This window comes from Lentilitoribacter sp. EG35 (assembly GCF_040784015.1).
GTDB lineage: Bacteria > Pseudomonadota > Alphaproteobacteria > Rhizobiales > Rhizobiaceae > Lentilitoribacter.
This window is the reverse complement of sequence record NZ_JBFNGQ010000001.1, coordinates 791,361-817,116: the sequence shown is the minus strand read 5'-3', so window position 1 is coordinate 817,116 and position 25,756 is coordinate 791,361. Positions and strand designations below refer to the sequence as shown.

Sequence of the window (25,756 nt, the reverse complement as noted above, 5' to 3'; positions counted from 1 at the left end):
CAAATCGGAGATGTTTATAATACTACTCAAATTTTCAACGAACAAAGAAAATGTAAAAGACTTTATGAAAGCTCATGGCGATTGGTTGCAACGCGGGTTTGATGAAGGTGTATTCATTCTAGCAGGTCGAATTCTTCCTGAGGAGGGAGGCAGCATTCTTGCTCACAATATATCCCGCGATGCTCTCACCAGACTTATCAATGAGGATCCATTTGTCAAAAACAACGTCGTTGTTGCAGAAATTTTAGAAACCTTACCTGCAATAGCTGATGATCGGTTAAAATTTCTATTAAGGAAATAAATATGACACTTAATCAAAAAATTTGAATCATTTTGAGAGTTATTCAAATGTCTTTCGCATCTCAATTGTGTCCACAGTCTTGTCTAATTTAGCAACATATGAAGATTTGAGACTGCTCACTACAAATCCATGCTTCTTAAAAAAAGAAATTGCATTTGTGTTTTTCGCGTGGGTTTCAAGTTCAATTGTCTCGAACCCACGTTCTGATATCTGTTTTTCGAGTTCTGTTAGAAGCAAGCTACCCAATCCTTGGCGTTGAAAATCTGGCAACACCCAAATATCGGTTATGTTATTTTTGTTAGGGTCAACCGCACCCCAGCCCAGCACTTCACCATCAACTTCAATAACACTGATAATAGGCCAGTTTTCCGAACAAAAATGGAAATATGTAGCTTGCGCACCCTTTATATAATTTTGGGTATTCTCACCAGAATTTTCCAGGGCCTGTTCCCATGCAAGCTCACCAAGAGCAGCAAGTGTTTTAATCTCAATTGATCTTGCTGCTCGTATAATCAAATAGCATTACCACCATTTATTGGGCGTGAAGCGACCTGCCGCCTGCTCTATCACATGGGCAGTTTTAAACAGCCCTTCTTCATCAAAAGGCTTACCAATTAGCTGCAACCCTAACGGAAGACCTTTTGCATCAAGTCCGGCGGGAACAGAAATGCCCGGCAAACCAGCCATATTCACAGTCACAGTAAATATGTCATTTAAATACATTTTCACCGGATCTGAAGCCATTTCCTCATCACCAATGGCAAATGCCGCCGACGGTGTAGAAGGTGTTAGAATTGTGTCAATGCCATCATTAAACACATTCTCAAAATCACGTTTGATCAACGTGCGAACCTTCTGAGCCTTAATGTAATACGCATCGTAATAACCGGCAGAAAGCACATAAGTACCAATCATAATACGACGTTGAACTTCCGGGCCAAACCCAGCGGCACGAGTTTTCATATACATGTCAGCAATGTCTTCGCCTTCTACACGAAGACCATACCGAACACCGTCATAACGAGCCAGGTTTGACGACGCTTCAGCAGGAGCTACGATGTAATAGGCCGGAAGTGCATATTTTGTATGTGGAAGCGAAATATCAACGATCTCAGCACCAGCATCTTTAAGCCATGCAATTCCCTGCTGCCAAAGAGTTTCGATTTCCTCAGGCATGCCATCCATGCGATATTCCTTTGGTATACCAATTCTCATACCCTTAACCGAACCACCGAGCACTGCTTCGTAATCAGGAACAGGCATATCAACACTTGTTGTATCTTTAGCATCAGATGAGGCCATAGATGTCAGCATAATAGCAGCATCGCGCACATCACGAGCAATCGGGCCGGCTTGATCAAGAGAAGATGCAAAAGCCACCGTACCCCAGCGAGAACAACGACCATATGTAGGTTTTATGCCGACTGTACCCGTAAATGCAGCAGGTTGACGAATCGAGCCACCTGTATCGGTAGCCGTTGCACCTGCACAAAGATGGGCAGCAACGGCCGAAGCTGAACCACCAGACGAACCGCCAGGGACCAGAGACTGGTTTGATCCTTCTACACGCCACGGATTGGTAACCGGACCATAATAACTTGTTTCATTAGATGAGCCCATTGCAAACTCATCCATATTCAACTTACCAAGCATAACGGCACCATCATCCCAAAGGTTTTGGGTAACAGTTGATTCATAACGCGGCTCAAACTTATCCAAAATATGGCTACAAGCCTGAGTATGAACGCCTTCTGTTGCGAACAGATCTTTGATGCCCAATGGAATACCCTCAAGAATTCCACCCTCGCCTTTAGCAAGCTTCTCGTCAGAAGCAGCAGCCATCGCGCGCGCTTTTTCCTCTGTTACTTTAATATAAGCATTGAGGCTATCATTTGCACTGGCTATCGCGGCGAGATACGCATCTGTTAATTCTACAGACTTGATTTCACCTGCTTTAAGTTTTTCTCTTGCTTCAGCAATTGTGAGCTGGATTAGGTCACTCATATATTTGTATCTTTTCAAAAATTACGTCTAAACTTCTGCGAAATTCAACATTCCAAATGATTACTCAATCACTTTTGGAACAACGAAAAAGTTACCATCGCTCTCAGGTGCATTCGCAACAACATCAGAAGCTTTCGAACCATCTGTTACTGCATCTACGCGCTTCTTCATAGCCATCGGTGTAACTGATGTCATAGGCTCCACACCTTCAACATCAACTTCAGACAATTGCTCGACAAAACCTAGGATGGCATTCAGTTCGCCCTGCATTTTTTCCAGATTATTTTCGCTCACTTCTATTCGCGAAAGGTTTGCAACGCGTTTTACGGTCGCCTGATCTACAGACATATAATTTCTCCGCTATCTATCTATTTGCTTCGCTATAACCTTGCTGACGCATGAGAGCAAGTTTGTTTTCATACATTCAAAGATTCGCCAACACCCAGCGCCTGCACCTTTGCACCATCTTCACCCATTGCAACACGGAATTGGTCCGCCGATGGCTCCAGGACAGGAAATGAGCCAAAATGGCACGGAATTATTTTATCAAATTTGAAATATTTCTGGCAGGACAGCGCCGCAACTGCACTTCCCATAGTATAACGATCACCAATTGGTACAATGCCGATATCAGGTTCATGCAATTCTTGAATAAGCGCCATATCCGAGAAAATATCAGTATCACCCATATGCAGAACAGATGGTGCATCCCGAAAGTGAAACATAAGACCGTTGGAATGGCCCAAACTATGCGCAATACCATCATCAGTGATAAATGCAGATGAATGTTTGGCATCGACAAAAGTGACAGAAAAGTCATCAAAGCCGATTGTGCCGCCGGTATTTCCATCCTCCAACAAACTCAACTGATTTCGAGCTTTTAACCACGAGCAAAGATCAGCATTTGCAATAACGGTAGCGCCTGTCGTTTTAGCAATTTCCACCGTATCGCCCAAATGATCACTATGACCATGTGTCAGCGCAATATGTGTTGTACCTGCAGTAACCTCATCAAAATTGATGTTAGCTTTTGGGTTTCCCTTAATAAATGGATCGACAAGGATCACACTATTATCGATCTCAAACTTAAATGCCGAATGCCCAAGCCATGTAATTTTCATATTATAGGTCCTTGCCCATCATTTAATGTGTCGCTTTAACTTGAAAGGACTTATAAAGATTCGCAAGGCTAATGATAGCGAAAGACACAAATGGCAGTCATAGAAATTGAAAAAACTCTATCTCTTCTTGAGAAAGGACAAACCATTGCGGGTCTTGATCTTGGAACTAAGACAATTGGGATTGCTATCTCTGACATTGGATTAAGCTTTGCCAACCCTCGCCCCGTTCTTAAACGTCGAAAATTTGGATTGGACGCTCAAGAGCTTCTCGAAATATATAAATCTGAAAATGTGGGTGTCGCAATTATTGGTCTTCCCGCTCACATGAGTGGTGAACAAGGTGGCCGCGTTCAGTCGACACGAGCATTTGTTGGCAATATGGGAAAGCTGACAGAAATCCCATTTGTCTTCTGGGATGAACGCTTATCCACCGTAGCAGCAGAACGTTCTCTTCTGGAAATGGATGTATCGCGCAAAAAGCGAAGCGAGCGAATAGACTCAGCCGCCGCAGCATTTATTCTTCAAGGTGCGCTAGATAGATTATTTTCTTTAAGTGGTGACAGTCCGGCATGATTGGCGCTCCCAACGTGATGATCATCAAACGTTGCTTCCACAAGGTGATTTGCTTCTGATTTCCTACGTCGCGATTCCCACCATTCTTTTATACGGCGGAATGGTTTGAAATAGATGATCGCGGCTATAAACAAAGTATCTATTACAAATGTTCTGATTAAAAGATCACGAACAGCCTGCGCATCCATACCTAAGATATTTCCATAAATATCAAATACAGCATCGTTAAAGACGCGCGAAAACATCAATAGTCCAAAATTAATGTCATTGATGGAAAGATAATACCAAGCAGCTACAGCGCCGACTGGCACGCCCCAAAAAATCAATAAATACTTCAACGCACTGCCTTTATATAAACGATGAGCCAATAGACTTAGTTCTTAGCAGCACTCTTGCGTATACGTGGCCAAAACACAACGTAAACTATTTATTAAGGTTAACAGAATTTCATCCGTGCTCTTTCAAGCCATCCAATACAATTACCGGTTTAGTATTAAATAGATAGATGAAATATTTAATGTATTACATCCACAACTATACACATTACATGTCACAAACATACTATTAGTTTACTGAAATTCGTAACTAATTCGAATTTGGATAAAGCAACTCGATTATGCGGACTGCATCATAGCGAGCATCCAACATACCGTAACTCGAGCGCCATGATCCACCTAAACGTGTTTCTATAAATGCGTCGGCTATCGCCCCTGCCCCAATCCGCTTCAGTTCAGTGGCAGCTCCAGCAAGAGCAAGCTGTTCGGTCAGCAAGCGCGCCAGTCCTGGATCATTTTCACATACGCTCATACAGGCATGCAAAACATCTCTCGTTCGTTCACCATGAGCACCCAAATCCGTAGTCACATCCTGAACGACAGATTCAAATAAATCCCTCCCATGTAACAAGACACGCAATACATCGCGTGCCATGAGATCGCTACCTGTCTCATAAATCAGATTAGTAATTGAATCATGATGATTGCGCACCAGACTGGACTGTGAAGAAAAAGCCGCAGCCCCAACACTCTCCATAGTTTCGGATATAAGAATAGGTGCGGTTTTACAAACCCAGTATTTCGCAGCTGATGTCATCAATCTGGCGTAGGCTGCATCAGTAGGAGATGAGCCTGCTTTATCGTAGGAACTTGCGACCCGCATGGTAAGGGCGGTAGCACCGGCAACATCCAACGACATATCAGCCAACACACGAGCAGATATCGCATCAAACTCGCCGTCATTTGGCTTTCGCCAATAATTGACTGTTTTTGCGAGACTTGACCGCATTAACCCTGCAGAGATAACCGAGATATCATGGCGTATCAGCGTAATCGCATCTAGTATGGTATTCATACCAGCGCCCTCTTCACCAAGTAAGAATCCATAAGAGCTATTAAGCTTCAATTCTGCTTGCGGATTAGAATGATAACCTACTTGCTGGCGCAATCGCAAAACCTCGATGGAATTTTGTGATCCATCTTGCAATAATCGTGGCACCAGAAAGCACCCGATACCGCCTTGGGTCTGCGCCAGAACTAAAAATGCGTCGCTCATTGGCGCTGATACATGCCATTTCTCACCATTAAGCGAGTATAAGCCTTCGCCGACGCGATTAGCCGTTGTCTCGATGACCTCTATACTTCCCCCACTTTTATGTTCAGCAAGAGCCAAACCAATAAGCAAGCCTGTTTTATTGAGTGGTGTTTTCTCCGAACTGTCATACATCCGCGATAAGAGTTTGTCTGACCAGTCACGCTTTAAGGCAGGATTTGCCAAAATAATTGCAAGAGAAGCGTGCGTAGACGTCGAAGGCGTGAGATGCCCAGCCTCAAGGCCAGAAGACAGATAAAGCCCCATTGTGCGCATCTGATGCCCAAAACCTTGGTTTTTACGGCTAGAATCATCCCATACCGATGCGTGAAGGCCAAATCCCACTGCTTTTCGCTGCAATGCGTGCCATGCAGGATGATACTCAACAAGATTTAACCTATCGCCAAACGTATCACTGGTTCTAAGTTGCGGTTTGTTATGATTTGCGAGGCGAGCAAGTTCTTCAGCTTCATGCGAACCAGCATATTGGCCAAGAAGTGTAAAATGCGCTTGCATGGCTCGCGGCATTGTGTTGGAAACATCGCGCAGCAAAGGGTCAGCTTGAAAACTGTTTATATTCAAAGTCAGAGGATCAATTCTGGCCGATGACATGAGCGATACTTTCCTGAATCAAAAACAAAATCTCCCAATTTGTATGGGGACAGGCACCAAATGTCACCCCATCTATGTTGCCCTTTCACCGAAAGCTTCTTATAGAAAGTCGAAAATCACACAGAAGAGAGCAAATTATGGTCTTTCCGCACCGTCACCTCCTTGGAATCAAAGGCTTGTCGGAACCGGATATTTTCTATCTGTTAGATAAGGCTGATGAAGCGGTTCAACTTTCACTACAACGCGAAAAGAAAACCAATACACTTCGGGGCCTAACACAAATCAATCTTTTTTTTGAAGCTTCTACTAGAACGCAGGCATCTTTTGAACTTGCCGGAAAGCGTTTGGGTGCGGATGTAATGAATATGTCAGTCAGCAACTCATCGGTTAAAAAGGGCGAAACGCTTGTTGATACCGCAATGACGCTTAATGCAATGCACCCTGATATGCTGGTTGTACGTCACGGATCAGCAGGCGCGGTCGCGCTTCTCTCTCAAAAAGTGGGTTGCTCGGTAATAAATGCCGGAGATGGTGCTCATGAGCATCCTACCCAAGCGCTTCTCGATGCGCTGACAATTCGCAGAAACAAAGGTAAAGTTGGACGTTTGATCGTCGCAATCTGCGGTGATGTTCTCCATTCACGCGTTGCGCGTTCCAATATTCTCCTGCTCAATGCGCTTGGTGCACGGGTTCGGGTCATCGCTCCTAGAACACTTCTACCAACGGGTATCGAAAATATGGGTGCTGAAATCTTTACATCGATGAAAGAAGGCCTCAAAGACGCGGATGTTGTGATGATGCTGCGACTTCAACGCGAGCGTATGGAAGGCGCTTTCGTGCCATCGGTACGCGAATATTTCCGCTTTTTCGGATTGGATGCCGAAAAACTGGCCTATGCAAAAGACGATGCATTGGTCATGCATCCAGGCCCCATGAACCGCGGCGTGGAAATTGCATCCGAAATTGCTGACAGTCCACAAAGCGTAATTGAACAGCAGGTAGAAATGGGTGTTGCTGTTCGCATGGCGGTCATGGAAACTCTGATGCTAGCAAGTGGGAGAAATTAGTATGAACTCTCGCGTCCTAAAAAATATTCGTATTATCGATCCATCACAAGGCTTGGATGAAGTCGGTACGATAATTATCGAAGATGGCAAAATTTCTGCATGCGGCGCCAAAGCAAACAATCAAGGCTCACCAGAAGGTGCCCAAATAACGGATTACAAAGGGGCAACAGTTGCCTCACCGGGTCTAGTAGATGCACGTGTATACATTGGTGAGCCTGGTAGTGAATACCGCGAGACAATTGCATCAGCCGGCCAAGCAGCAGCCAAAGGCGGAATTACAAGCATCATTACCATGCCTGATACCGACCCCGTAATTGATGACGTTGCCCTATTGCAATTCATACAACGTACTGCCCGCGACACTTCAGTTATCAATGTTCTTCCATCGGCTGCAATAACCAAATCTCTCAAGGGCCTTGAGATGACAGAATTCGGCCTAATGACCGAAGCAGGGGCTGCATGTCTGACGGATGGGCGTAAAACATTGCGTAATGCGGCTGTCTTACGTCGGGCAATGACTTATGCACGAGATTTTGATGCGTTGATTTCTTGCGAACTTCAAGATGCCGACCTTGCGGATGGTGGCATGATGAATGAAGGGCTTCTTGCATCATGGCTAGGTTTTAAAGGTATTCCAAGTGAAGCAGAAATCATACCTCTTGAGCGCGATCTTCGGCTAGCTCACTTAACTGGTGCCAAATACCATGCCGCCAAATTATCAACACCTGAAACAGCTACTCTAATTGCACGCGCAAAGCAAAATGCTTCCAATATCAGTGCTGGCATCTCCATCAACAATTTAACACTTAATGAAAATGATATTGGTGAATATCGAACCTTCTTCAAACTCTCCCCTCCTTTGAGATCGGAAGAAGATCGCTTGATGATGGTTAAAGCGCTCGCAGACGGTACAATTGATATCATTTGCTCATCTCACGATCCACAGGACGTTGATACGAAGAGACTGCCATTTCCTGATGCGGCAGAAGGTGCCATAGGTCTTGAAACCATGCTGGCCGCAGCGTTAAGGCTTTACCACTCTTCAGATGTCTCCTTGCCTCGCCTTATTGACGCAATGTCATGCAGACCAGCTCAATTGCATGGACTTAATGCTGGTACATTGAAGGTCGGCACAAAAGCCGACATAGCCATTATCGATCTTGAATATCCGTGGGTTTATGCAAAAAATGAAATCGTATCAAAATCAAAAAACAGCGCATTTGAAGACGCACGTTTCACTGGTAAGGTGATCGAAACCATTGTATCTGGCAAAACTGTTTACTCAGATGTATAATCAAGTTACACAACCTTAAATTTATACAACGTGCATTAAACTGATAGATTGCTCAAATGTTAGACATTTCTGATATACAAACCGCGTTACCAACCGTAATTATTGCGCTCTTACTTGGCTACCTTTGTGGCTCAATACCTTTTGGTCTTATCTTCAGCAAAATGGCAGGTCTTGGCGACATTCGTAATATTGGTTCAGGTAATATTGGTGCCACAAATGTTTTGCGTACCGGCAATAAAAAAATCGCAGCCAGTGTCTTGATAGCTGACTTCCTTAAAGGTGTTATCCCAGTAGCGATTGTTGGGCAATTTGGCGCGGAACCCGCCATGGCTGCAGGCTTTGGTGCATTTATCGGCCACCTGTATCCCATCTGGTTGAAATTTAAGGGCGGCAAGGGAATTGCCACATATATTGGTGTGCTTTTTGGTCTGGTTCCAATTGCTATTTTAATTTTTGCAGTGGTTTGGCTATCAGTGGCCTTTATTTTTAGATATTCATCACTGGCTGCAATCTGTGCCGCCATTGTCATGCCTGTTGCCTTATATCTTCTAGGTTATCCCAATTTTGCTTTACTTTTTTCGCTAATTTCAGCAATCGCAATTGCCAAACATCACGCTAATATCCGGCGCTTGCTGTCAGGAACTGAAAGTAAAATCGGAAGCAAAGGCTAATGGATGGTCAACGCCCACGTGGGATTCGACTAACCGAAAAGCAACGTCTGAATTGGTTACGATTAATCCGTAGCAACAATGTTGGCCCGGCGACGTTTCGCGATCTGGTCACAAATTGCGGCTCAGCTGAAAAAGCAATTGAAATGCTCCCTGAATTATCACGGCGCGGCGGATCACGTAAGAGCATAAAAATTGCATCCATTCAGGAAGCTGAAGCTGAATTAGAGATGATATCCAAATTTGGTGCCCGACTTATTGGCATCGGTGAGCCTGAATACCCTTCCGCTTTACGTCAAATAGACGGAGCACCACCGCTTCTAACGGTAAAAGGCAACATAGAACTTACGCAAAGAGTATCCGTAGGGGTTGTCGGTTCTCGTAATGCATCAATATCCGGTAATAAATTTGCATCTAAAGTTTCAAAGGAACTGGGAAATGCTGGATATGTCATTATTTCCGGCCTTGCGCGAGGTATTGATGCCACCGCGCATATTGCGAGCATTGAAACGGGAACAATTGCAGCTCTTGCCGGAGGCATTGACCGCCCGTACCCACCTGAAAATCTGGAACTATACCACCGTATTTGCAATGGCGATGGACTTGCAATCACAGAAATGAAATTTGGTTGGAAACCGATCGCTCGTGATTTCCCACGCCGCAACAGGCTTATTGCGGGCGTATCTATGGGGTTATTGGTCGTAGAAGCAGCTATGAGGTCCGGCTCGTTGATTACAGCACGAAATGCTGGAGACTTTGGTCGACTGGTTTTCGCGGTTCCCGGCTCTCCTTTTGATCCTCGTTCTGGTGGCACAAATACACTTCTAAAAGATGGTGCGATATTAACCACTGAATCTAACGACATTATTCAGGCATTAGCGCCACTTAATAACATTCAGGCCCACACTTCCAATATCATAGAAGAAACAGGGGATGACAATGCCAATTTCGCACCACCAGATGAAGATGCCCGCAGTCTGATTATTGATGCAATGGGCGCAACACCAGTGGAAATTGACGACATAATTCGACACACAGGATGCGCAGCGCAAGTTGTCTATATGGTATTGCTAGAATTGGATCTGGCTGGTCGATTACAAAGACATCCCGGAGGGCTTGTTTCTTTTATTTTCGACACCTGACTTTAGAGGTCGTAATTTCGATTTAATATCACCAGCTTCAATGTAGGCCATTTCAATAAGGTAACAGAGCATATCAGCCCCCTCCGCATCGGCAACTTTACGAAGTTCACCCAACATGGAATGTATATACGCTAAATTCTCCAACTGATTTGCAGCATCTTTACCGTCGTTCTTATTAGTTTTTGGCAATGTCCCGCCCCTTAAATATGAATACAATTATCAAATCGTTCGGAATATTATCCTATTATGCTTATTCTAAATTGCAATACACTTTTAAACTCTTTTTAGTTGTATTGCGTTGTGTTTGGAAATATTTTGCTGAAAAAGCTTGACCTAAACTCATTCAGTGTCCATTTGCTAATGCTGCCACCAGAAATGAATTTTTACTTATATATGTGTGAGATAGAATGAACGTCGTTGTTGTCGAGTCGCCCGCCAAAGCAAAAACCATAAACAAATATCTAGGATCTGATTATACAGTCCTTGCTTCATTTGGCCACGTTAGAGACCTTCCAGCCAAAGATGGATCAGTCGATCCTGATGAGGATTTTGCAATGCTTTGGGAGACAGATACTGCCTCCAATAAGCGCCTAAAAGACATATCAAACGCGCTCAAAGATTCCGATACATTGTATCTCGCAACCGATCCGGATCGCGAAGGTGAAGCAATTTCATGGCACGTATTGGATATTCTAGAAAAGAAAAAAGCACTAAAGGGAAAAGATGTAAAACGCGTTGTTTTCAATGCTATAACAAAAAATTCAGTTCTCGAAGCGATGGCAAATCCACGCGATATAGATACCCCGCTTGTGGATGCTTATCTTGCTCGTCGTGCTTTAGATTATCTCGTTGGCTTTAATCTATCTCCTGTTCTGTGGCGCAAATTGCCGGGCGCACGATCTGCTGGTCGTGTACAATCTGTTGCGCTTCGCCTTATTTGTGACAGAGAAACGGAAATCGAAAGATTTATCAAGGATGAATATTGGCAGATTACTGCTGATTTGAAGACGCCAAGAGGTGATTTATTCAATGCTCGTTTGACAGTTTTTGATGGTGACAAACTGCAAAAACTATCGATTGCAAATGGCGAATCGGCCGAATCGATTAAGACGATGCTCGAAAGTGCATCATTTAATGTTGATAAAGTTGAAGCAAAACCAACCAAGCGAAATCCATCTCCGCCATTTACAACCTCCACTTTGCAACAAGCAGCATCTTCCAAGTTGGGATTTAATGCATCTCGCACCATGCAAGTCGCGCAAAAGCTGTATGAAGGTATCGATATAGGTGGAGAAACGGCCGGTTTGATCACTTATATGCGTACCGATGGTGTGCAAATGGCACCTGAAGCAATTGATGAAGCACGTGCAGCCATTACAAATCAGTTCGGCGATCGCTATTGCCCTTCCAAAGCACGGCACTACGAAACAAAAGCAAAGAATGCGCAAGAGGCTCACGAAGCTGTTCGCCCTACTAGCTTTGACCGTACACCTGAATCTGTTCGTAAGTTCCTTGATGATGACCAAGTCAAACTATATGACCTTATCTGGAAACGTGCAATTGCCAGCCAAATGGCGTCGGCTGAGATTGAGCGGACAACGGTTGATATCGCAGCTTCTGGCTCAGGAAAGAACGCAACATTACGCGCTAACGGATCGGTCGTTCGTTTTGATGGGTTCATGGCTGCATATATTGACCAGAAGGATGATCAGGACACATCCACAAGTGATAAAAGTGATGACAAACGTCTTCCGCTCATTAATCAGAGCGAAGACGCTGTACGTGAAAAAATCAATTCAACTCAACACTTTACTGAGCCGCCACCTCGCTATTCTGAAGCTTCGCTGATTAAGAAAATGGAAGAGCTCGGCATTGGCCGTCCTTCAACATATGCTTCCACTTTGGCTACACTTTCAAACCGTGACTATGTAAAATCCGAACAACGGAAGTTAATACCGGAACCAAAGGGCCGTCTTGTTACGGCATTTTTAGGTAATTTCTTCGAGCGTTATGTAGAGTTCAGCTTCACTGCGGATCTTGAAGATCAACTGGATAGAATTTCAGCTGGCGAACTTAAATGGAAAGATGTACTGCGCGATTTTTGGACGAAATTTCAGGAAAATATCGACGGTACAAAGGAATTGCGCGTAACCAACGTCCTTGACGCGCTGAATGAAGAACTGGCAGAACTTGCTTTTCCTGATCGAGGAGATGGTCAAAATCCTCGTAATTGCCCAACATGCGGCGATGGTGCTCTTTCGCTCAAACTTGGTCGCTATGGTGCATTTGTTGGCTGTTCAAACTATCCCGAATGTAAGTTCACACGACAGCTTACCAAAGGAGAAAATGGGGAAGCCCAAGCGGGAACTTCAAACGAACCAACAGAATTAGGTAAAGATCCAAACACCGATGAAATGGTGACGCTTCGTTCTGGACGTTTCGGCCCATATGTACAACGCGGTGAAGGCAAAGAAGCAAAACGCACGAGTTTGCCGAAGGGCTGGGCCCCAGAGAGCATTGATTATGAACGTGCGATGGCCCTTATCTCTTTACCAAGAGATATTGGTGCGCACCCGGAAACTGGTAAAATGATTTCATCTGGTCTGGGTCGTTACGGTCCGTTTGTTCTTCATGACGGCACCTATGCCAATGTTGAATCAATCGAAGATGTGTTTTCAATCGGCTTGAACCGAGCAGTTACTGTCATTGCAGAAAAAGTGGCAGCAGGGCCTGGTCGCGGTCGAAAAGCGGCAACTGCCCTTAAGGAGCTGGGTGATCATCCAGACGGCGGGAAACTAGCTGTTATGGACGGTCGATATGGACCTTATGTGAAGTGGGAGAAAATCAATGCCACACTTCCAAATGGCACTGACCCGCAAGATGTATCACTCGAACAAGCAGTTGAACTTGTGAACGCAAAAGCTGCAACCAAAGGCAAAAAGAAAAAGGCCCCGGCGAAGAAGAAACCCGCAGCTAAAAAGAAAACTCCTGCTAAAAAAGCCACAGCGAAAAAAGCTCCTGCAAAAAAGGCGACAGCTAAAAAGACGGCTGAGGAGTAGAGTTTGGCAAAACAGCCAACAAAGTCAACCTCAGGAAAACCGGTTAAAGATAGTCGCGCTAAACTGGATAAATCTGCGATAATGCGTTTTATTGCCGAACATCCAGAACGTGCTTCAAAACGTGATATTGCGAGAGCATTTGGCGTTAAAGGTGACCATAGAGCCGTACTCAAGGATATTTTGCATGAGTTAACAGAGGAAGGTTATCTTAGCAAAAACCGGAAGAAACTTTCTCGTCCCGATAGCATGCCATCTGTGACAACACTTGACATTACCAAGCGCGATGACAGCGGTGATCTTATTGGACGCCCCTCTGCCTGGCGTGATCCCGATGGCGCCGCCCCTGCAGTTCTTATTCACCAATCGTTATCACGCGCAAGAAGTGGCGGAGCAAAGTCGCGCGGTAATAACCCTGTTGCCGGTTTAGGTGATCGCGTCCTCGCGCGAGTTAGCCCAAATTCACATCGCGAAGGCCCTGCCTATGTCGCCAAAGTGATGAAGGTACTTTCTAAGAAAGCTGCCAGCACAATGGGCATTTTTCGTACGGAGGTGGAAAATGCCGGACAAGCAGGTGGGCGAGTTTTACCCATTGATAAACGCGGAAAAGAATATGTCATCTCACCTGATATGACGAGTGACGCAAAAAATGGCGACCTTGTGGAGGTAGAAAGCTTACACACCTCTAGCTTAGGCCTACCGCGCGCAAAAATTACCGCAGTGATTGGCTCCATGGGTTCAGAACAAGCCATTACCATGATTGCGGTGCATGAGCGCGGAATTCCGCACATTTTTCCTCAAGCAGTTCTGGATGCAGCTGACTCCGCAGAGGCTGCAAACATGGACAAACGAGAAGATTGGCGGGATGTACCTCTCATCACAATTGATCCAGCAACCGCAAAAGATCATGATGATGCTGTTTATGCTGAGATGGATACCAATCCAGCCAATAAAGGCGATGTTATTCTTTATGTCGCTATTGCAGATGTATCTTACTATGTTCGCCCCGATAGCCCTATGGATCGCGAGGCGCGCATCAGAGGAAATTCTGTCTATTTCCCAGATCGCGTAATACCCATGCTGCCTGAGCGTATAAGTAACGATCTTTGCTCTCTTAAAGAAGGTGTAGACCGCCCTGCACTCGCAGCCAAAATTTCTTTCAGTAAAGAAGGTCGAAAGATCAGCCATTCGTTTCATCGCATCATGATGAAAAGCATCGCAAGCCTATCCTATGATCAGGCACAAAGTGCTATCGACGGCAAACCTGATGAGCAAGCAGGTGCAATCCTTGAGAGCGTACTTAAACCGCTCTGGGCAGCTTATGAAATACTAAAAATTGGGCGTACCCGCCGCCAGCCGCTTGAACTTGATCTACCGGAGCGCCGTATAATCTTAAACGATAAAGGCATGGTGGATCGTATTTATGTGCCTGATCGTCTTGAGGCGCATAAGCTCATTGAAGAATGTATGATACAAGCCAATGTGGCGGCCGCAGAAGCGCTTGAAACTAAACGTCAGCATCTTATTTACCGCGTTCATGAACCGCCATCACTTTCCAAACAAGAAACTTTGCGTGAATTTCTGCAAACATTAGATATCCCACTTGCTAAGGGTGGAAATCTTAGAGCCAATCATTTCAACGGTATTCTTGCCGCAGCAAAAGGTAAAGCTACGGAAGTAATGGTCAATGAAATGGTCCTTCGCTCGCAAAGTCAGGCTGTGTACAATCCTGATAATCAAGGGCATTTTGGTCTAAATTTGCGAAAGTACGCACATTTTACATCCCCAATTCGCCGTTACGCTGACCTTATTGTTCACCGCGCGCTTGTTGGATCCCATCACCTTGGTCAAGGCGGAATAACACCTGATGAAGAGGCAATACTTGATACGATTGCGGGAGATATTTCTGATTTTGAACGACGGGCATCCAGTGCCGAGCGCGATACTCAAGATCGCCTCATTGCACATTATCTTGCCGACAGGATAGAAGATGAATTTACTGGCCGAATCGCAGGTGTGACCAAAGCAGGACTATTTGTCTCGTTGCCAGAATACGGCGCAGATGGTTTTATACCCATATCCAAATTAGGAACTGATTACTTCATCTACCATGAAGCGCATCAAGCCTTGGTTGGTGATAGAAGTGGCCTCGGTTTCCGTTTAGGTGATCAAGTGGATGTAAAGCTCGTAGAAGCTGTTCCACTTGCCGGAGCTTTAAGATTTGACATGCTGAGCAAGGGCGAGAAAATGCCAATGGGAGCGCGATCTTTTCATAAAACGAAGAAAGGTCGAAAAGCTGGAACCCGTCCACCACGCAAAGCAAAACGCAGAAGGTAATTTCTGATGTCTGAAACTGAAGTATATCAAAATGAAGTGGTGCAGTTCGAGCGCCCTCTTTCACTCGCAATGAAGCGTGGTTTTAAAAGTAGTTGTCCAAAATGTGGTACAGGCCGTCTTTTTGATAAATATGTAAAAGTCACAAATCAATGCAGTAATTGTGGTGAAGATTTGCACCATCATCGTGCAGATGATTTGCCTGCCTATCTTGTTGTTATGATTATTGGTCATATCGTCGTTGCTGGCTTTATGTTTGCGGAAATGAGCTATCAGCTCGCAGTATGGCAACACCTCCTCATTTGGATTCCAATCACGGCTATTTCATCCCTTCTGCTATTACAGCCCGTAAAGGGTGCTGTTGTTGGCTTGCAATGGGCACTACGTATGCATGGGTTTGGTGAAAAACCAGATTATGATGACCCTAAGTAGTTTAACTCAAGTATAAAAGTGATATCCCATTGAAACCTAAAGACGCAGCCACTCTTTTGCTTTTAGACCGAGACAAAGAACGTCCTGCGGTTTTGATGGGTAAACGTTCATCTAAACACGCCTTTATGCCAAACGTCTTTGTTTTTCCCGGTGGAAGAAAAGATAGCAGCGATTGGCGGGTTAAATCTGACACACGACTGAATGAAGCAGTTGTGTCCAAGCTTATGGAACGCACCCATAGCCGATTTTCACACGCGACAGCTCATTCCTTAGCGATCGCTGCGGCCAGAGAACTTCATGAGGAAACATCACTCCATCTATCAAAAAACGGCGAATTATTTGACCTGTCACATTTAAGATATATTGCTCGCGCCATTACCCCGCTTGGCCAGAATCGTCGTTACGACACACGGTTTTTTACCTGTTTCTGCGATGAAGTTGAAATGGATCTGTCGACATTAAAAGACAGTAATGAATTAACAGAATTGCAATGGGTCGATGTACAATCTCCACAGAATCTGGATTTTCCGGACATAACAGCACGAATATTAAACCACCTCAGACATTCACTCAATGAAGACCGCACACTCCCCCACACTACGAAAACGCTGCATATATCCAATAAATGACGTTTTGAATTTGGGCAGTTTTGGCAATCCTTGGTAATCTTGCCATTTTTGAGCATAAGATTGTATAATAGACTTGACTTTTAGCCAGCGATTTGTAATTTCGCGTCAAGTTTGCCGTGGATGGAAGAATCCCCACGGCATCATTTTTTTTAAAGAAGGTAGCCCCAATGGCCAAGGCAACAACAATTAAAATTAAATTGCAGTCAACTGCTGACACTGGTTTCTACTATGTAGCCAAGAAGAACAGCCGTACAATGACTGAAAAAATGGTTAAAACTAAATACGATCCAGTCGTGCGTAAACACGTTGAATTTAAAGAAGCTAAGATTAAGTAATCTAATTTTTTTGCAGTTTTGAATTGAAGAACCCGCTTGTTGCAAGACAAGCGGGTTTATTTGTGGGTCGGCCAACACAACAGAAGTGGTACGAGGAGGCCACGAGAAGCTGTATATTGACCGACCACCCCACGACCCAGGAGATGCGGCGGACCTGAACATCATGGGGTATCTAAAGTTACAAAATGGTTTTACTCGTCAATACAATTAGTACAATCATTGCCTAAAATTGTACTTTAATCAAGTTTTTCGCCTGAACGTAAATTTTCTACATAAATTCAATGAGTTACTATTCAATACAATAAACAGAAAACGTATATTGCTACAAAATGGTATCAAAATATGATTTTTCAGTTAGGCGACAGTTTGTAAAACAACTCTGTTTCGCCCATCAGATTTTGCTTTATAGAGCGCATCATCCGCACGCTTAATAAGCGTTTCACTTGAATCCTGCTCTGGATCGTAGTTCGTAACACCTACCGACGTAGTGAGTTCTAGCTGCCCTGTATCACCCGGCAAATTGAATGCCGATGTTTCAATTGCTGCACGAAGACGCTCAGCAATCTGTGCAGCCATCTCCGCGGTCGTATCTGGCATAAGGACCACGAATTCCTCACCACCAAAGCGGCATGCAAGGTCAGCACCACGCACAGAGGCACGGAGCCTGCGAGCGAACTCTCGCAAAATTTCATCACCGGCATCATGACCATGAGTATCATTCACATTCTTAAACTTATCAATATCGGTAATAAGCATCGAAATAGGTGTGTTTCGCCGTTTAGCTCTGGCTATTAACTTACCCATATAAGCATCGAGAAAATGTCTATTATTTAAACCGGTCAACGGATCAACTACAGCAAGTTCGACAGATTTATTCAGGCTCTCACGCAGTTTCTCGCTAAATCGAGATCTCTTAATCTGCGTTAGTGAACGGGCATATAACTCATTTGGGTCTAGCGGTTGTAGAATGTAATCATTTACCCCGATATCAAGAGCACGAACTACTTTTGGTTCGTCGCCAGTCTGCAAGATGACAAGAATAGGTACAAATCTCGTAATTTCCCGTGACCGCAATTGCGAACATATTCGCAAGGGATCAACACCGGGCAAGTTGTCATTGATTATAATAAGCTCATATGGATTTTCACCAGCATGAAAAAGCGCTGTTTCAGCATCCGAAATAATATCAACATCTGCGATACCAGATATAGCACGTGTTATTCGGTCCTGAGAATTGACGCGACCATCGACAAGTAACGTCATGCCTTTCTCGTCAATCCCGCTTTTATTCAAAGGTTTTTCATCAACATCATCTATCACCAAATTATTTCCGGCGCGAACGCGAAGCTCATCCGTAAGCATTTTCAAACGCAGTAAACTTTTCACACGCGCCATTAGCTGCATATTATTAACTGGCTTAGTCAAAAAGTCATCTGCGCCGCATTTTAAACCCTCAACACGATCTTCCGGTTGATCGAGCGCGGTGACCATCACCACTGGGATATGTGTGGTCTTTGGATTTGCCTTCAACCTGCGACACACTTCAAAACCATCAATGCCGGGCATCATTATATCGAGCAATATCAAGTCGACTTGCGTTTTGTCGCAAATTTCCAATGCAGAAAGGCCATTTTCAGCGGTCAATACATCAAAATATTCGGCCAACAGATGTGTCTCTAGCAATTTCACATTCGCCGGAATATCATCAACAACTAAAACACGTGCGGTCATACTATTTACTCGGCAGCTTTATTATCTAGAAAACTTTTAATGGTCTGCAAAAATCCAGGCACTGAAATTGGTTTCGATATATATGCTTCACAACCACCCTGACGAATGCGCTCTTCATCGCCTTTCATGGCAAAAGCCGTGACAGCGATAACAGGAATACTATGTAATTCATCATCATCCTTGAGCCACTTCGTGACCTCAAGACCAGAGACTTCCGGCAATTGAATATCCATTAGGATAAGATCAGGCTTGTGAGCTCTGGCAAGTTCCACCGCTTCCAGTCCATTCATAATCTGAATTGTTTCGTATCCAGACGCTTCGATGAGGTCAGTAAAGAGCTTCATATTCAGCTCATTATCTTCAACAATCATAACTTTTTTCGTCATTTATTTGCCCAAAACAATCAAACTCGTTCCCAATTCCATTGCATCCTAGCGCGATTTAGTTGAAGAAATGGTAATTTATACTCAAAATTCTCGCCAAAGCATTAAGGAATTCGTAATTGGAAAAAGCAGAGAGTATCGCAATCGATGTGCTAAGCTGGATCGCAACCGATCCCGAGCTATTTAACCGATTTGTTGATCTATCAGGTTTAGATCCTTCCCAAATAAGGGAAGCAGCACAGGAACAAGGCTTTCTTGCCGGCGTTCTCGGTTTTATTATGAACCATGAGCCAACGCTATTGAACTATTGCTCAGCCCAGAATGAAAGACCAGAAGATGTAGCCCGAGCATTCCAATCACTTGGCGGACAAGTTAACAATGGTTGGTAGATGCTAAATATTGCGGATCTTAGACGTGAACTAAATAATCAACCAACCATCATATGTGATGTGGATGAGGTTGTGATTGAGTTTTTAACGCCGTTTAGAAACTTCCTTAATTCTCTAAACCTAGATCTAGTCAGCAATAGCTTTGCTCTGCATGGAAATATAATTGCAAAAGATACGGGGGGCGCAGTCGACGATCGAACCGTTAGCCATATGATTAATGAGCTTTATGCAAATCAGTTAACATGGCAAACAGCGGTTCCCACAGCAGCAAATACGCTTCATGAGCTATCTACAACTGCAAATATTGTGTTTCTGACGGCAATGCCACCTGAATATTACGTGCAAAGGCGTGAATTATTAGATTCATTTGACATGCCCTTTCCGCTTTTTGCTGCCGAAGGCGCAAAAGGACCACTCATCAAACAGCTAACTTCTTACAATGAACATGCCTCGTTTTTTATCGATGACATGGTTTATAATCATAAATCAAGCAAAGAACATTCACCTGAAACACACTCAATCCACATAATGGCTAATGATGAATTCAAAGCGATATCGCCTGCAGTAACTTCAGGCACTTTTGAAGCTGCAAATTGGCTGGAGATCAAAGACTTCATAGTCAGCAAAATTTAAGATGAGGACCGCATAAATCTACTTCAACTATTTACTTGAGCCCTCCTTGAGTTCCGTCTAAAGTCAAAGTGTTCGATCTTTGTTCTTTTTAGGTGCTTCCATGCTGCTCTCAGGATTCTGCCGTGATTGCTTTACAAAAGCCTCACCTGAACGGAAGCGCTGCAGATCTTGTGGCAGTCCTCGAATTCTTCGGCATAAAGAACTATCTCAGCTAAGCATAGCACATATAGACTGTGACGCTTTTTATGCGTCAGTTGAAAAAAGGGATAATCCAGAACTTGCAGATAAACCTGTTATTATAGGTGGCGGCAAGCGCGGCGTTGTCTCCACAGCTTGCTATGTGGCACGAATTCACGGCGTACGCTCTGCAATGCCGATGTTTAAAGCGTTGGATGCCTGTCCAGATGCAGTTGTTATCCCCCCAGATATGAAGAAGTATGCCAAGGTTGGAAAACAAGTCCGGCATCTAATGCAGGAACTCACACCACTAGTTCAACCAATTTCGATTGATGAAGCTTTTCTTGATCTATCCGGGACTGAACGCTTGCATGGTATGCCGCCAGCAGAAACGCTTGCCAGATTCTCCAGAAAAATAGAAGATGAAGTCGGCATAAGTGTTTCCGTTGGCCTGTCTTATTGCAAATATCTGGCAAAAGTTGCTTCAGACCAGGATAAACCCCGCGGTTTTTTTGTTGTTGGAAAAGAAGAGGCGATTGATTTTTTGGCGAACTTACCAGTGACCAAGATTTGGGGAGTGGGAAAAGCCTTTGCCAAAACACTTGCAAAAGACAATATCACTATGATCGGACAACTCCAAACCATGGAGAAAGCAGATCTCCTACGTTCCTATGGAATTATGGGGGCGCGTCTTTATAATCTAGCACGGGGTATAGATGATAGAAGTGTTCGCCCCAACTCTGGAGCAAAAAGCGTATCGTCTGAAACAACATTTTTCAATGATGTTTCAGATCTCGATAAACTAGCACCTATCTTACGTTCACTTAGTGAGAAGGTAGCCGCAAGGCTTAAAAAATCTGAAATCGCTGGTCATACAGTGGTTTTAAAGCTTAAAACAAATGATTTCAAATCCAGAACACGCAATCGCCGTTTATCTGATCCCACCATGCTGGCGGATAAAATATTTCGAAATGGTTTGGAATTGCTAAAAGCAGAGACAGACGGCACCAAATTCAGATTACTTGGAATTGGCGTCAATGACCTTTGCGATCCAGAACAAGCAGACCCTACTGATCTTGTTGATATCCAGGCAGCAAAACGTGCCGAAGCCGAAGGTGCTATCGATAAGATGAGAGCAAAGTTTGGTGTTGATATTGTGCAAACGGGTTATACGTTTAAGAGCAAACCAAGATCTGACGGTAAATAAACTTAAACCAGCTCGACATCCACAACACCTGGAGCTGATTTCATGGCAGCTGCAATTTCCGGTGAGATTTTATATCTCTCTGGAAGTTCAATTTCAATTTCACGATCACCCTGATCCTTAATCACGATAAAGGATACCTGCCCGCTTCCCTTTGTATTAAGATGGGCGGTGACAGCACTTAAGGCAGCACTATCACGTAAGAATATCCGCAATTCCTTCTGCGTTCGAACAGATTCCATCTCAAGCGACTGCACTGATTGAATACGCAATCCAATTCCCTCAGGCCGTTCTTCTGCATTCACGGTCAATATAAGAGATTTACCAGCCTCAAGAAGCTCGCGATGAAGAGCAAGAGCTTCGGAAAACAAAACAGCTTCAAACTGCCCTGTACTGTCAGACAATGTCACGATACCCATTTTGTTGCCTGTGCGTGTTTTACGTTGCTGAAAACCAGATACAGTTCCAGCCAATCGACCCGCCGTCGCACCCGCTTTCACCGCAACAGAGAAGTCAGCCCATTTCTGAACACGTTTTTTATCCAACACCTCCGAATAGGTATCAAGTGGATGGGCGGAAAGATAGAACCCAAGAACCTGATATTCTCTTTGTAGCTTTTCAGCCGGAAGCCAGGGTGTAACAGCGTTAAACTGGATAGTTTCGCCCTCTCCGCCTGTATCCAAACCAAAAATATCACTTTGCCCCGATGCTCTGTCGGCAAAAATTTTCTGCCCGAACCCCATAATCCGTTCAAGACCGGCAATAAGTTGCGCCCGCTCAAAACCAAAACAATCCAACGCACCCGCGCAGATGAGGCTATCAAGCACCCGTTTATTGACCATTTTCGGATCTACGCGTTTGCAAAAATCTTCAATTGACTTGAAAGGCTCGTCGCCACGCATCTCAACAATATGATCGACGGCGGCTTCTCCAACGCCTTTGATTGCAGAGAGTGAATAGTAAATACATTCATCGCCGGTCTGAAAATGCCGGAATGATGTCTGTACGGATGGAGCAACAACGTCGATACCAAGGCGGATAGCATCTTGCCGGAAATCAACGAGCTTTTCCGTATTACCCATGTCAAGTGTCATCGAGGCAGCTAAAAACTCGATTGGATAATGAGCTTTAAGGTAGGCTGTCTGGTATGAAACAATTCCATAAGCGGCGGCATGTGATTTGTTAAAACCGTAGTTGGCAAATTTAGCCAACAAGTCGAAAATCATATCCGCTTGTGGTTTCGACACACCATTCTTAACAGCACCTTCAACAAAACGTACGCGCTGCTTGTCCATCTCCTCTTTAATCTTCTTACCCATAGCACGGCGCAAAAGATCAGCTTCGCCAAGCGAATAGCCAGAAAGAACCTGTGCGATCTGCATCACCTGTTCCTGATAGACAATCACGCCTTGGGTTTCTTCGATTAGATAGTCAATTTTAGGATGAATGGATGCAAGCTCTTCTTCACCATGCTTACGCGCATTATAAACCGGAATATTTTCCATGGGACCTGGACGATAAAGCGCCACAAGCGCAATAATATCCTCGATACGGTCAGGCTTCATCCCAATAAGCGCTTTACGCATACCTGCCGATTCAACCTGAAACACACCCACGGTCTCACCGCGAGACATCATCTCGTAAGATTTCTGATCATCAAATGGTATTGTGTTGATATCAATCTGCGTTCCGTTCTGCGCGACAAAGTCAACCGCAGTCTTGATAACGGTAAGCGTTTTCAAACCCAAAAAATCAAACTTAACAAGGCCGGCTTTTTCAACCCATTTCATGTTATACTGGGTTACCGGCATTGCAGAACGCGGATCACGATACATCGGTACCAATTGCCATAATGGTCGATCACCAATCACCACGCCTGCAGCATGTGTTGATGCGTGACGGTAAAGCCCTTCTAGCTTCTGAGCAATATCCAATAGGCGACCAACGATAGGCTCTTCTTCAACGGCTTCTGCAAATTTTGGCTCTTCTTCAATAGCTTTATGCAAAGGTGTCGGGTTAGCTGGATTGTTGGGAACCAATTTGCAAATACGATCAACCTGGCCATATGGCATCTGTAGGGTACGGCCTACATCGCGCAAAGCCGCCCTCGCCTGTAAGCTACCAAAGGTAATGATACTGGCAACTTGTTCACGGCCATATTTCTGCTGAACATACTTAATCACTTCTTCGCGTCGATCTTGACAAAAATCGATATCAAAATCGGGCATAGACACGCGCTCAGGGTTCAAAAACCGCTCAAACAGAAGTGAAAAGCGCAAGGGATCAACGTCTGTAATCGTCAAAGCATAGGCAACAAGCGAGCCAGCACCAGAACCGCGCCCTGGCCCAACGGGAATATCATTATCTTTTGCCCATTTAATAAAATCAGCAACGATCAGGAAATAGCCGGGAAATTTCATCCCGTCGATAATATCTAACTCAACCTTCAACCGATCCTGATAATCTTCAAGCGTATAACCAGGAGGCAAATCATAATCCTCAAGGCGCATCTTCAGGCCCTCAATTGACTGCCGACGAAGCTCGTCTGCCTCTGCCTTTAACGCGGCATCTTCACCACCATCATTGCCTGTAAAGCGAGGCAGGATCGGATCACGTTCAGTAAGTATCGCGGAACATCGAGTTGCAATTTCAACCGTATTTGCGATAGCTTCAGGAATATCAGAAAATAACTGAACCATCTCATCCCGAGATTTAAGATAATTATCCTCGGTGAGCCTAAACCGATTATCATCGGCAACAACAGTATTATGCGCGACTGCCATCAGAGCATCGTGGGCATCAAAATCATTTTGAGTAGGGAAAAAAGCTTCATTCGTGGCAACGAGTGGTAGGCGGTGATCATAAGCAAGGTTTACAATGCGAGCTTCCAGAGACCTGTCGTAGCCGCGCTGACGCTGCAATTCCATATATAATCGATCGGGAAACAATGCTTCTAAGCGGCGCAACCGTTCTTCAGCAACTTTGGGCTTGTTTTCTTTCAGTGGTAGATTGATCGGGCCAAAGGCACCACCCGATAAAACAATCAGACCATCTGTACGACCCTCCAACCATGAAAACATAATATGTGTGGCTTCATCATCAGAACCATGCAGATAAGCCCGGCTAAGAAGTTCAACAAGATTTGAATATCCCTGATCCGTTGCAGCCAAAAAAACAAGTGTTGGATATTCGCGTAGATATTCACGACCTTGCTTCGGCTCTTTTTCCTCCGCATCTTCCATATCGATGCTAAGCTGGCAGCCAATAATAGGCTGAATACCATCTCCAGTCGCTTTAATGGAAAATTCAAGCGCTCCAAACAGGTTATTGGTATCTGTGATAGCAAGCGCTGGCTGATTATCGTCTATAGCAGCTTTCAGCAGCGTCTTTATAGGAAGCGCGCCCTCAAGCAAAGAATATGCTGAATGAACTCTAAGATTTACAAAGTTTGGAGAGCTCATATTAAGTATCACCACTTCTGAGTATCGATAACAAATGCTGCGTTAGACAGCAGAACCCATTATCGAACAATGAGAGACGATAGAGAAGCTAAAATAAGAATGCCTCACAGTTTTTAAAACGAAGACAAAAGGACACAACAACTACCGATAAACATAGAAATAGATAAAAGGGCTGCACAATCACGCATAAAATAGGTCATAACATACTCCAATTCACTAATTGTTTTTATTATGTTCTAGTTTTGTTCCATTGTCAAATAAAATAAAACCCCTGAACGGTTCGCTCAAGGGTTCTACAGATATAGTAAATTATTTATTGTTTACGGCTTCTTTCAAAGCTTTACCAGCAGAGAACTTTGGAACGTTTCTCGCAGGGATATCAACTTCAGCACCTGTAGATGGGTTACGACCTTTAGAAGCCGCACGATGACCTACTGTGAAGTTTCCGAAACCAATTAGGCGCACGTCGCCACCTGCTTGAAGCTCAGAAGTCACTGTTCCGAAAACAGCTTCAACTGCTGCTGCAGCTTCTGTTTTTGCTAGACCAGCTTTTTCAGCAACAGCTGATACAAGTTCATTTTTATTCATAACAATCCCTTTCGATCGCATCAGACGACTCAGTT

At 44.4% G+C, this 25,756-nt stretch carries 25 protein-coding genes; 14 read left to right on the top strand and 11 right to left on the bottom strand.

All coding sequences use genetic code 11. The annotated features are described in order from the left end of the window. Nucleotides 1-10 precede the first annotated feature (10 nt). Nucleotides 11-301 (top strand): YciI family protein, encoded by a 291-nt coding sequence (locus AB2J24_RS03795; RefSeq protein WP_367384481.1) that lies wholly within the window; start codon nt 11-13, stop codon nt 299-301. A gap of 39 nt (nt 302-340) precedes the next feature. Here the strand turns inward: AB2J24_RS03795 and AB2J24_RS03790 are convergent, their stop codons facing one another. The 4 genes from AB2J24_RS03790 to AB2J24_RS03775 form a co-directional block, all read right to left on the bottom strand. Continuing rightward, nucleotides 341-817, bottom strand: a complete 477-nt coding sequence (locus tag AB2J24_RS03790) for a GNAT family N-acetyltransferase (RefSeq protein WP_367384480.1) — start codon at nt 815-817, stop codon at nt 341-343. Nucleotides 818-823: 6 nt separating this feature from the next. Continuing rightward, complete coding sequence (gene gatA / locus AB2J24_RS03785; protein WP_367384479.1) at nt 824-2,305, bottom strand: Asp-tRNA(Asn)/Glu-tRNA(Gln) amidotransferase subunit GatA; 1,482 nt, start codon at nt 2,303-2,305, stop codon at nt 824-826. Nucleotides 2,306-2,365: 60 nt separating this feature from the next. Further along, a complete protein-coding gene (gene gatC, locus AB2J24_RS03780; protein WP_367384478.1) occupies nt 2,366-2,653 on the bottom strand; it encodes an Asp-tRNA(Asn)/Glu-tRNA(Gln) amidotransferase subunit GatC in 288 nt (95 codons plus the stop codon). Between the two features lie 68 nt (nt 2,654-2,721). Beyond that, complete coding sequence (locus AB2J24_RS03775; protein WP_367384477.1) at nt 2,722-3,426, bottom strand: metal-dependent hydrolase; 705 nt, start codon at nt 3,424-3,426, stop codon at nt 2,722-2,724. Nucleotides 3,427-3,516: 90 nt separating this feature from the next. On the opposite strand from AB2J24_RS03775, the gene ruvX reads away from it, so the two are divergent. Then, nucleotides 3,517-3,999 (top strand): Holliday junction resolvase RuvX, encoded by a 483-nt coding sequence (ruvX, locus tag AB2J24_RS03770; protein ID WP_367384476.1) that lies wholly within the window; start codon nt 3,517-3,519, stop codon nt 3,997-3,999. Here ruvX and AB2J24_RS03765 read toward each other — a convergent pair. Together AB2J24_RS03765 and AB2J24_RS03760 are read right to left on the bottom strand one after the other, a co-directional pair. Further along, complete coding sequence (locus tag AB2J24_RS03765) at nt 3,948-4,337, bottom strand: DUF6105 family protein (protein ID WP_367384475.1); 390 nt, start codon at nt 4,335-4,337, stop codon at nt 3,948-3,950. The genes ruvX and AB2J24_RS03765 overlap by 52 nt on opposite strands. Before the next feature lie 247 nt (nt 4,338-4,584). Then, nucleotides 4,585-6,198 (bottom strand): acyl-CoA dehydrogenase family protein, encoded by a 1,614-nt coding sequence (locus AB2J24_RS03760; RefSeq protein ID WP_162652262.1) that lies wholly within the window; start codon nt 6,196-6,198, stop codon nt 4,585-4,587. 134 nt (nt 6,199-6,332) lie between these two features. Here AB2J24_RS03760 and AB2J24_RS03755 point away from each other — a divergent pair, with 134 nt between their 5' ends. Genes AB2J24_RS03755 through dprA form a run of 4 tightly spaced genes read left to right on the top strand, consistent with a single transcriptional unit; the run spans nt 6,333 to nt 10,369 of the window. After that, entirely contained in the window at nt 6,333-7,265 is a 933-nt protein-coding gene (locus tag AB2J24_RS03755; protein WP_162653583.1) for an aspartate carbamoyltransferase catalytic subunit, read from the top strand. A 1-nt stretch (nt 7,266) separates the two neighbouring features. After that, on the top strand, nt 7,267-8,559 hold the full coding sequence (locus AB2J24_RS03750) for a dihydroorotase (protein WP_367384474.1): 1,293 nt from the start codon (nt 7,267-7,269) through the stop codon (nt 8,557-8,559). A 56-nt stretch (nt 8,560-8,615) separates the two neighbouring features. Further along, nucleotides 8,616-9,230, top strand: coding sequence for a glycerol-3-phosphate 1-O-acyltransferase PlsY (gene plsY / locus AB2J24_RS03745; RefSeq protein ID WP_367384473.1), 615 nt, complete (start codon nt 8,616-8,618; stop codon nt 9,228-9,230). Then, nucleotides 9,230-10,369 (top strand): DNA-processing protein DprA, encoded by a 1,140-nt coding sequence (gene dprA, locus AB2J24_RS03740; RefSeq protein ID WP_367384472.1) that lies wholly within the window; start codon nt 9,230-9,232, stop codon nt 10,367-10,369. Before plsY ends, dprA begins: the two co-directional genes overlap by 1 nt. Here the strand turns inward: dprA and AB2J24_RS03735 are convergent. Then, nucleotides 10,322-10,558, bottom strand: a complete 237-nt coding sequence (locus AB2J24_RS03735; RefSeq protein ID WP_367384522.1) for a hypothetical protein — start codon at nt 10,556-10,558, stop codon at nt 10,322-10,324. The genes dprA and AB2J24_RS03735 overlap by 48 nt on opposite strands. A 218-nt stretch (nt 10,559-10,776) precedes the next feature. Between AB2J24_RS03735 and topA the strand changes: the two genes are divergently transcribed. The 5 genes from topA to rpmG all read left to right on the top strand — a co-directional run bounded on the left by topA (nt 10,777) and on the right by rpmG (nt 17,155). Then, on the top strand, nt 10,777-13,428 hold the full coding sequence (gene topA / locus AB2J24_RS03730) for a type I DNA topoisomerase (protein WP_367384471.1): 2,652 nt from the start codon (nt 10,777-10,779) through the stop codon (nt 13,426-13,428). Between the two features lie 81 nt (nt 13,429-13,509). Further along, nucleotides 13,510-15,762 carry a ribonuclease R gene (gene rnr, locus AB2J24_RS03725; RefSeq protein ID WP_420883613.1) on the top strand — a complete coding sequence of 751 codons (2,253 nt, stop codon included), beginning with the start codon at nt 13,510-13,512 and terminating at the stop codon, nt 15,760-15,762. Between the two features lie 6 nt (nt 15,763-15,768). Further along, nucleotides 15,769-16,191: a DUF983 domain-containing protein gene (locus AB2J24_RS03720; RefSeq protein ID WP_367384469.1), complete on the top strand. Its 423-nt coding sequence runs from the start codon at nt 15,769-15,771 to the stop codon at nt 16,189-16,191. Nucleotides 16,192-16,220: 29 nt separating this feature from the next. Next, a complete protein-coding gene (locus AB2J24_RS03715; RefSeq protein ID WP_367384468.1) occupies nt 16,221-16,820 on the top strand; it encodes an NUDIX hydrolase in 600 nt (199 codons plus the stop codon). Between the two features lie 167 nt (nt 16,821-16,987). Then, on the top strand, nt 16,988-17,155 hold the full coding sequence (rpmG, locus tag AB2J24_RS03710) for a 50S ribosomal protein L33 (RefSeq protein WP_162652269.1): 168 nt from the start codon (nt 16,988-16,990) through the stop codon (nt 17,153-17,155). A gap of 354 nt (nt 17,156-17,509) precedes the next feature. Here the strand turns inward: rpmG and AB2J24_RS03705 are convergent, their stop codons facing one another. Both AB2J24_RS03705 and AB2J24_RS03700 read right to left on the bottom strand, forming a co-directional pair. Next, entirely contained in the window at nt 17,510-18,886 is a 1,377-nt protein-coding gene (locus AB2J24_RS03705) for a PleD family two-component system response regulator (protein WP_367384467.1), read from the bottom strand. Nucleotides 18,887-18,891: 5 nt separating this feature from the next. After that, entirely contained in the window at nt 18,892-19,272 is a 381-nt protein-coding gene (locus AB2J24_RS03700) for a response regulator (protein ID WP_367384466.1), read from the bottom strand. A gap of 116 nt (nt 19,273-19,388) precedes the next feature. Here AB2J24_RS03700 and AB2J24_RS03695 point away from each other — a divergent pair, with 116 nt between their 5' ends. From AB2J24_RS03695 to AB2J24_RS03685, 3 genes are all read left to right on the top strand, one after another. Then, nucleotides 19,389-19,658 carry a DUF3572 domain-containing protein gene (locus AB2J24_RS03695; RefSeq protein WP_367384465.1) on the top strand — a complete coding sequence of 90 codons (270 nt, stop codon included), beginning with the start codon at nt 19,389-19,391 and terminating at the stop codon, nt 19,656-19,658. Then, nucleotides 19,659-20,291 carry a hypothetical protein gene (locus AB2J24_RS03690; protein WP_367384464.1) on the top strand — a complete coding sequence of 211 codons (633 nt, stop codon included), beginning with the start codon at nt 19,659-19,661 and terminating at the stop codon, nt 20,289-20,291. A 100-nt stretch (nt 20,292-20,391) separates the two neighbouring features. After that, a complete protein-coding gene (locus AB2J24_RS03685) occupies nt 20,392-21,675 on the top strand; it encodes a DNA polymerase IV (protein ID WP_367384463.1) in 1,284 nt (427 codons plus the stop codon). A 2-nt stretch (nt 21,676-21,677) separates the two neighbouring features. Here AB2J24_RS03685 and dnaE read toward each other — a convergent pair whose 3' ends face one another. Together dnaE and AB2J24_RS03675 are read right to left on the bottom strand one after the other, a co-directional pair. After that, nucleotides 21,678-25,133: a DNA polymerase III subunit alpha gene (gene dnaE / locus AB2J24_RS03680; protein WP_367384462.1), complete on the bottom strand. Its 3,456-nt coding sequence runs from the start codon at nt 25,131-25,133 to the stop codon at nt 21,678-21,680. A gap of 309 nt (nt 25,134-25,442) precedes the next feature. Further along, complete coding sequence (locus AB2J24_RS03675; RefSeq protein WP_162652276.1) at nt 25,443-25,721, bottom strand: HU family DNA-binding protein; 279 nt, start codon at nt 25,719-25,721, stop codon at nt 25,443-25,445. Nucleotides 25,722-25,756 lie beyond the last annotated feature (35 nt).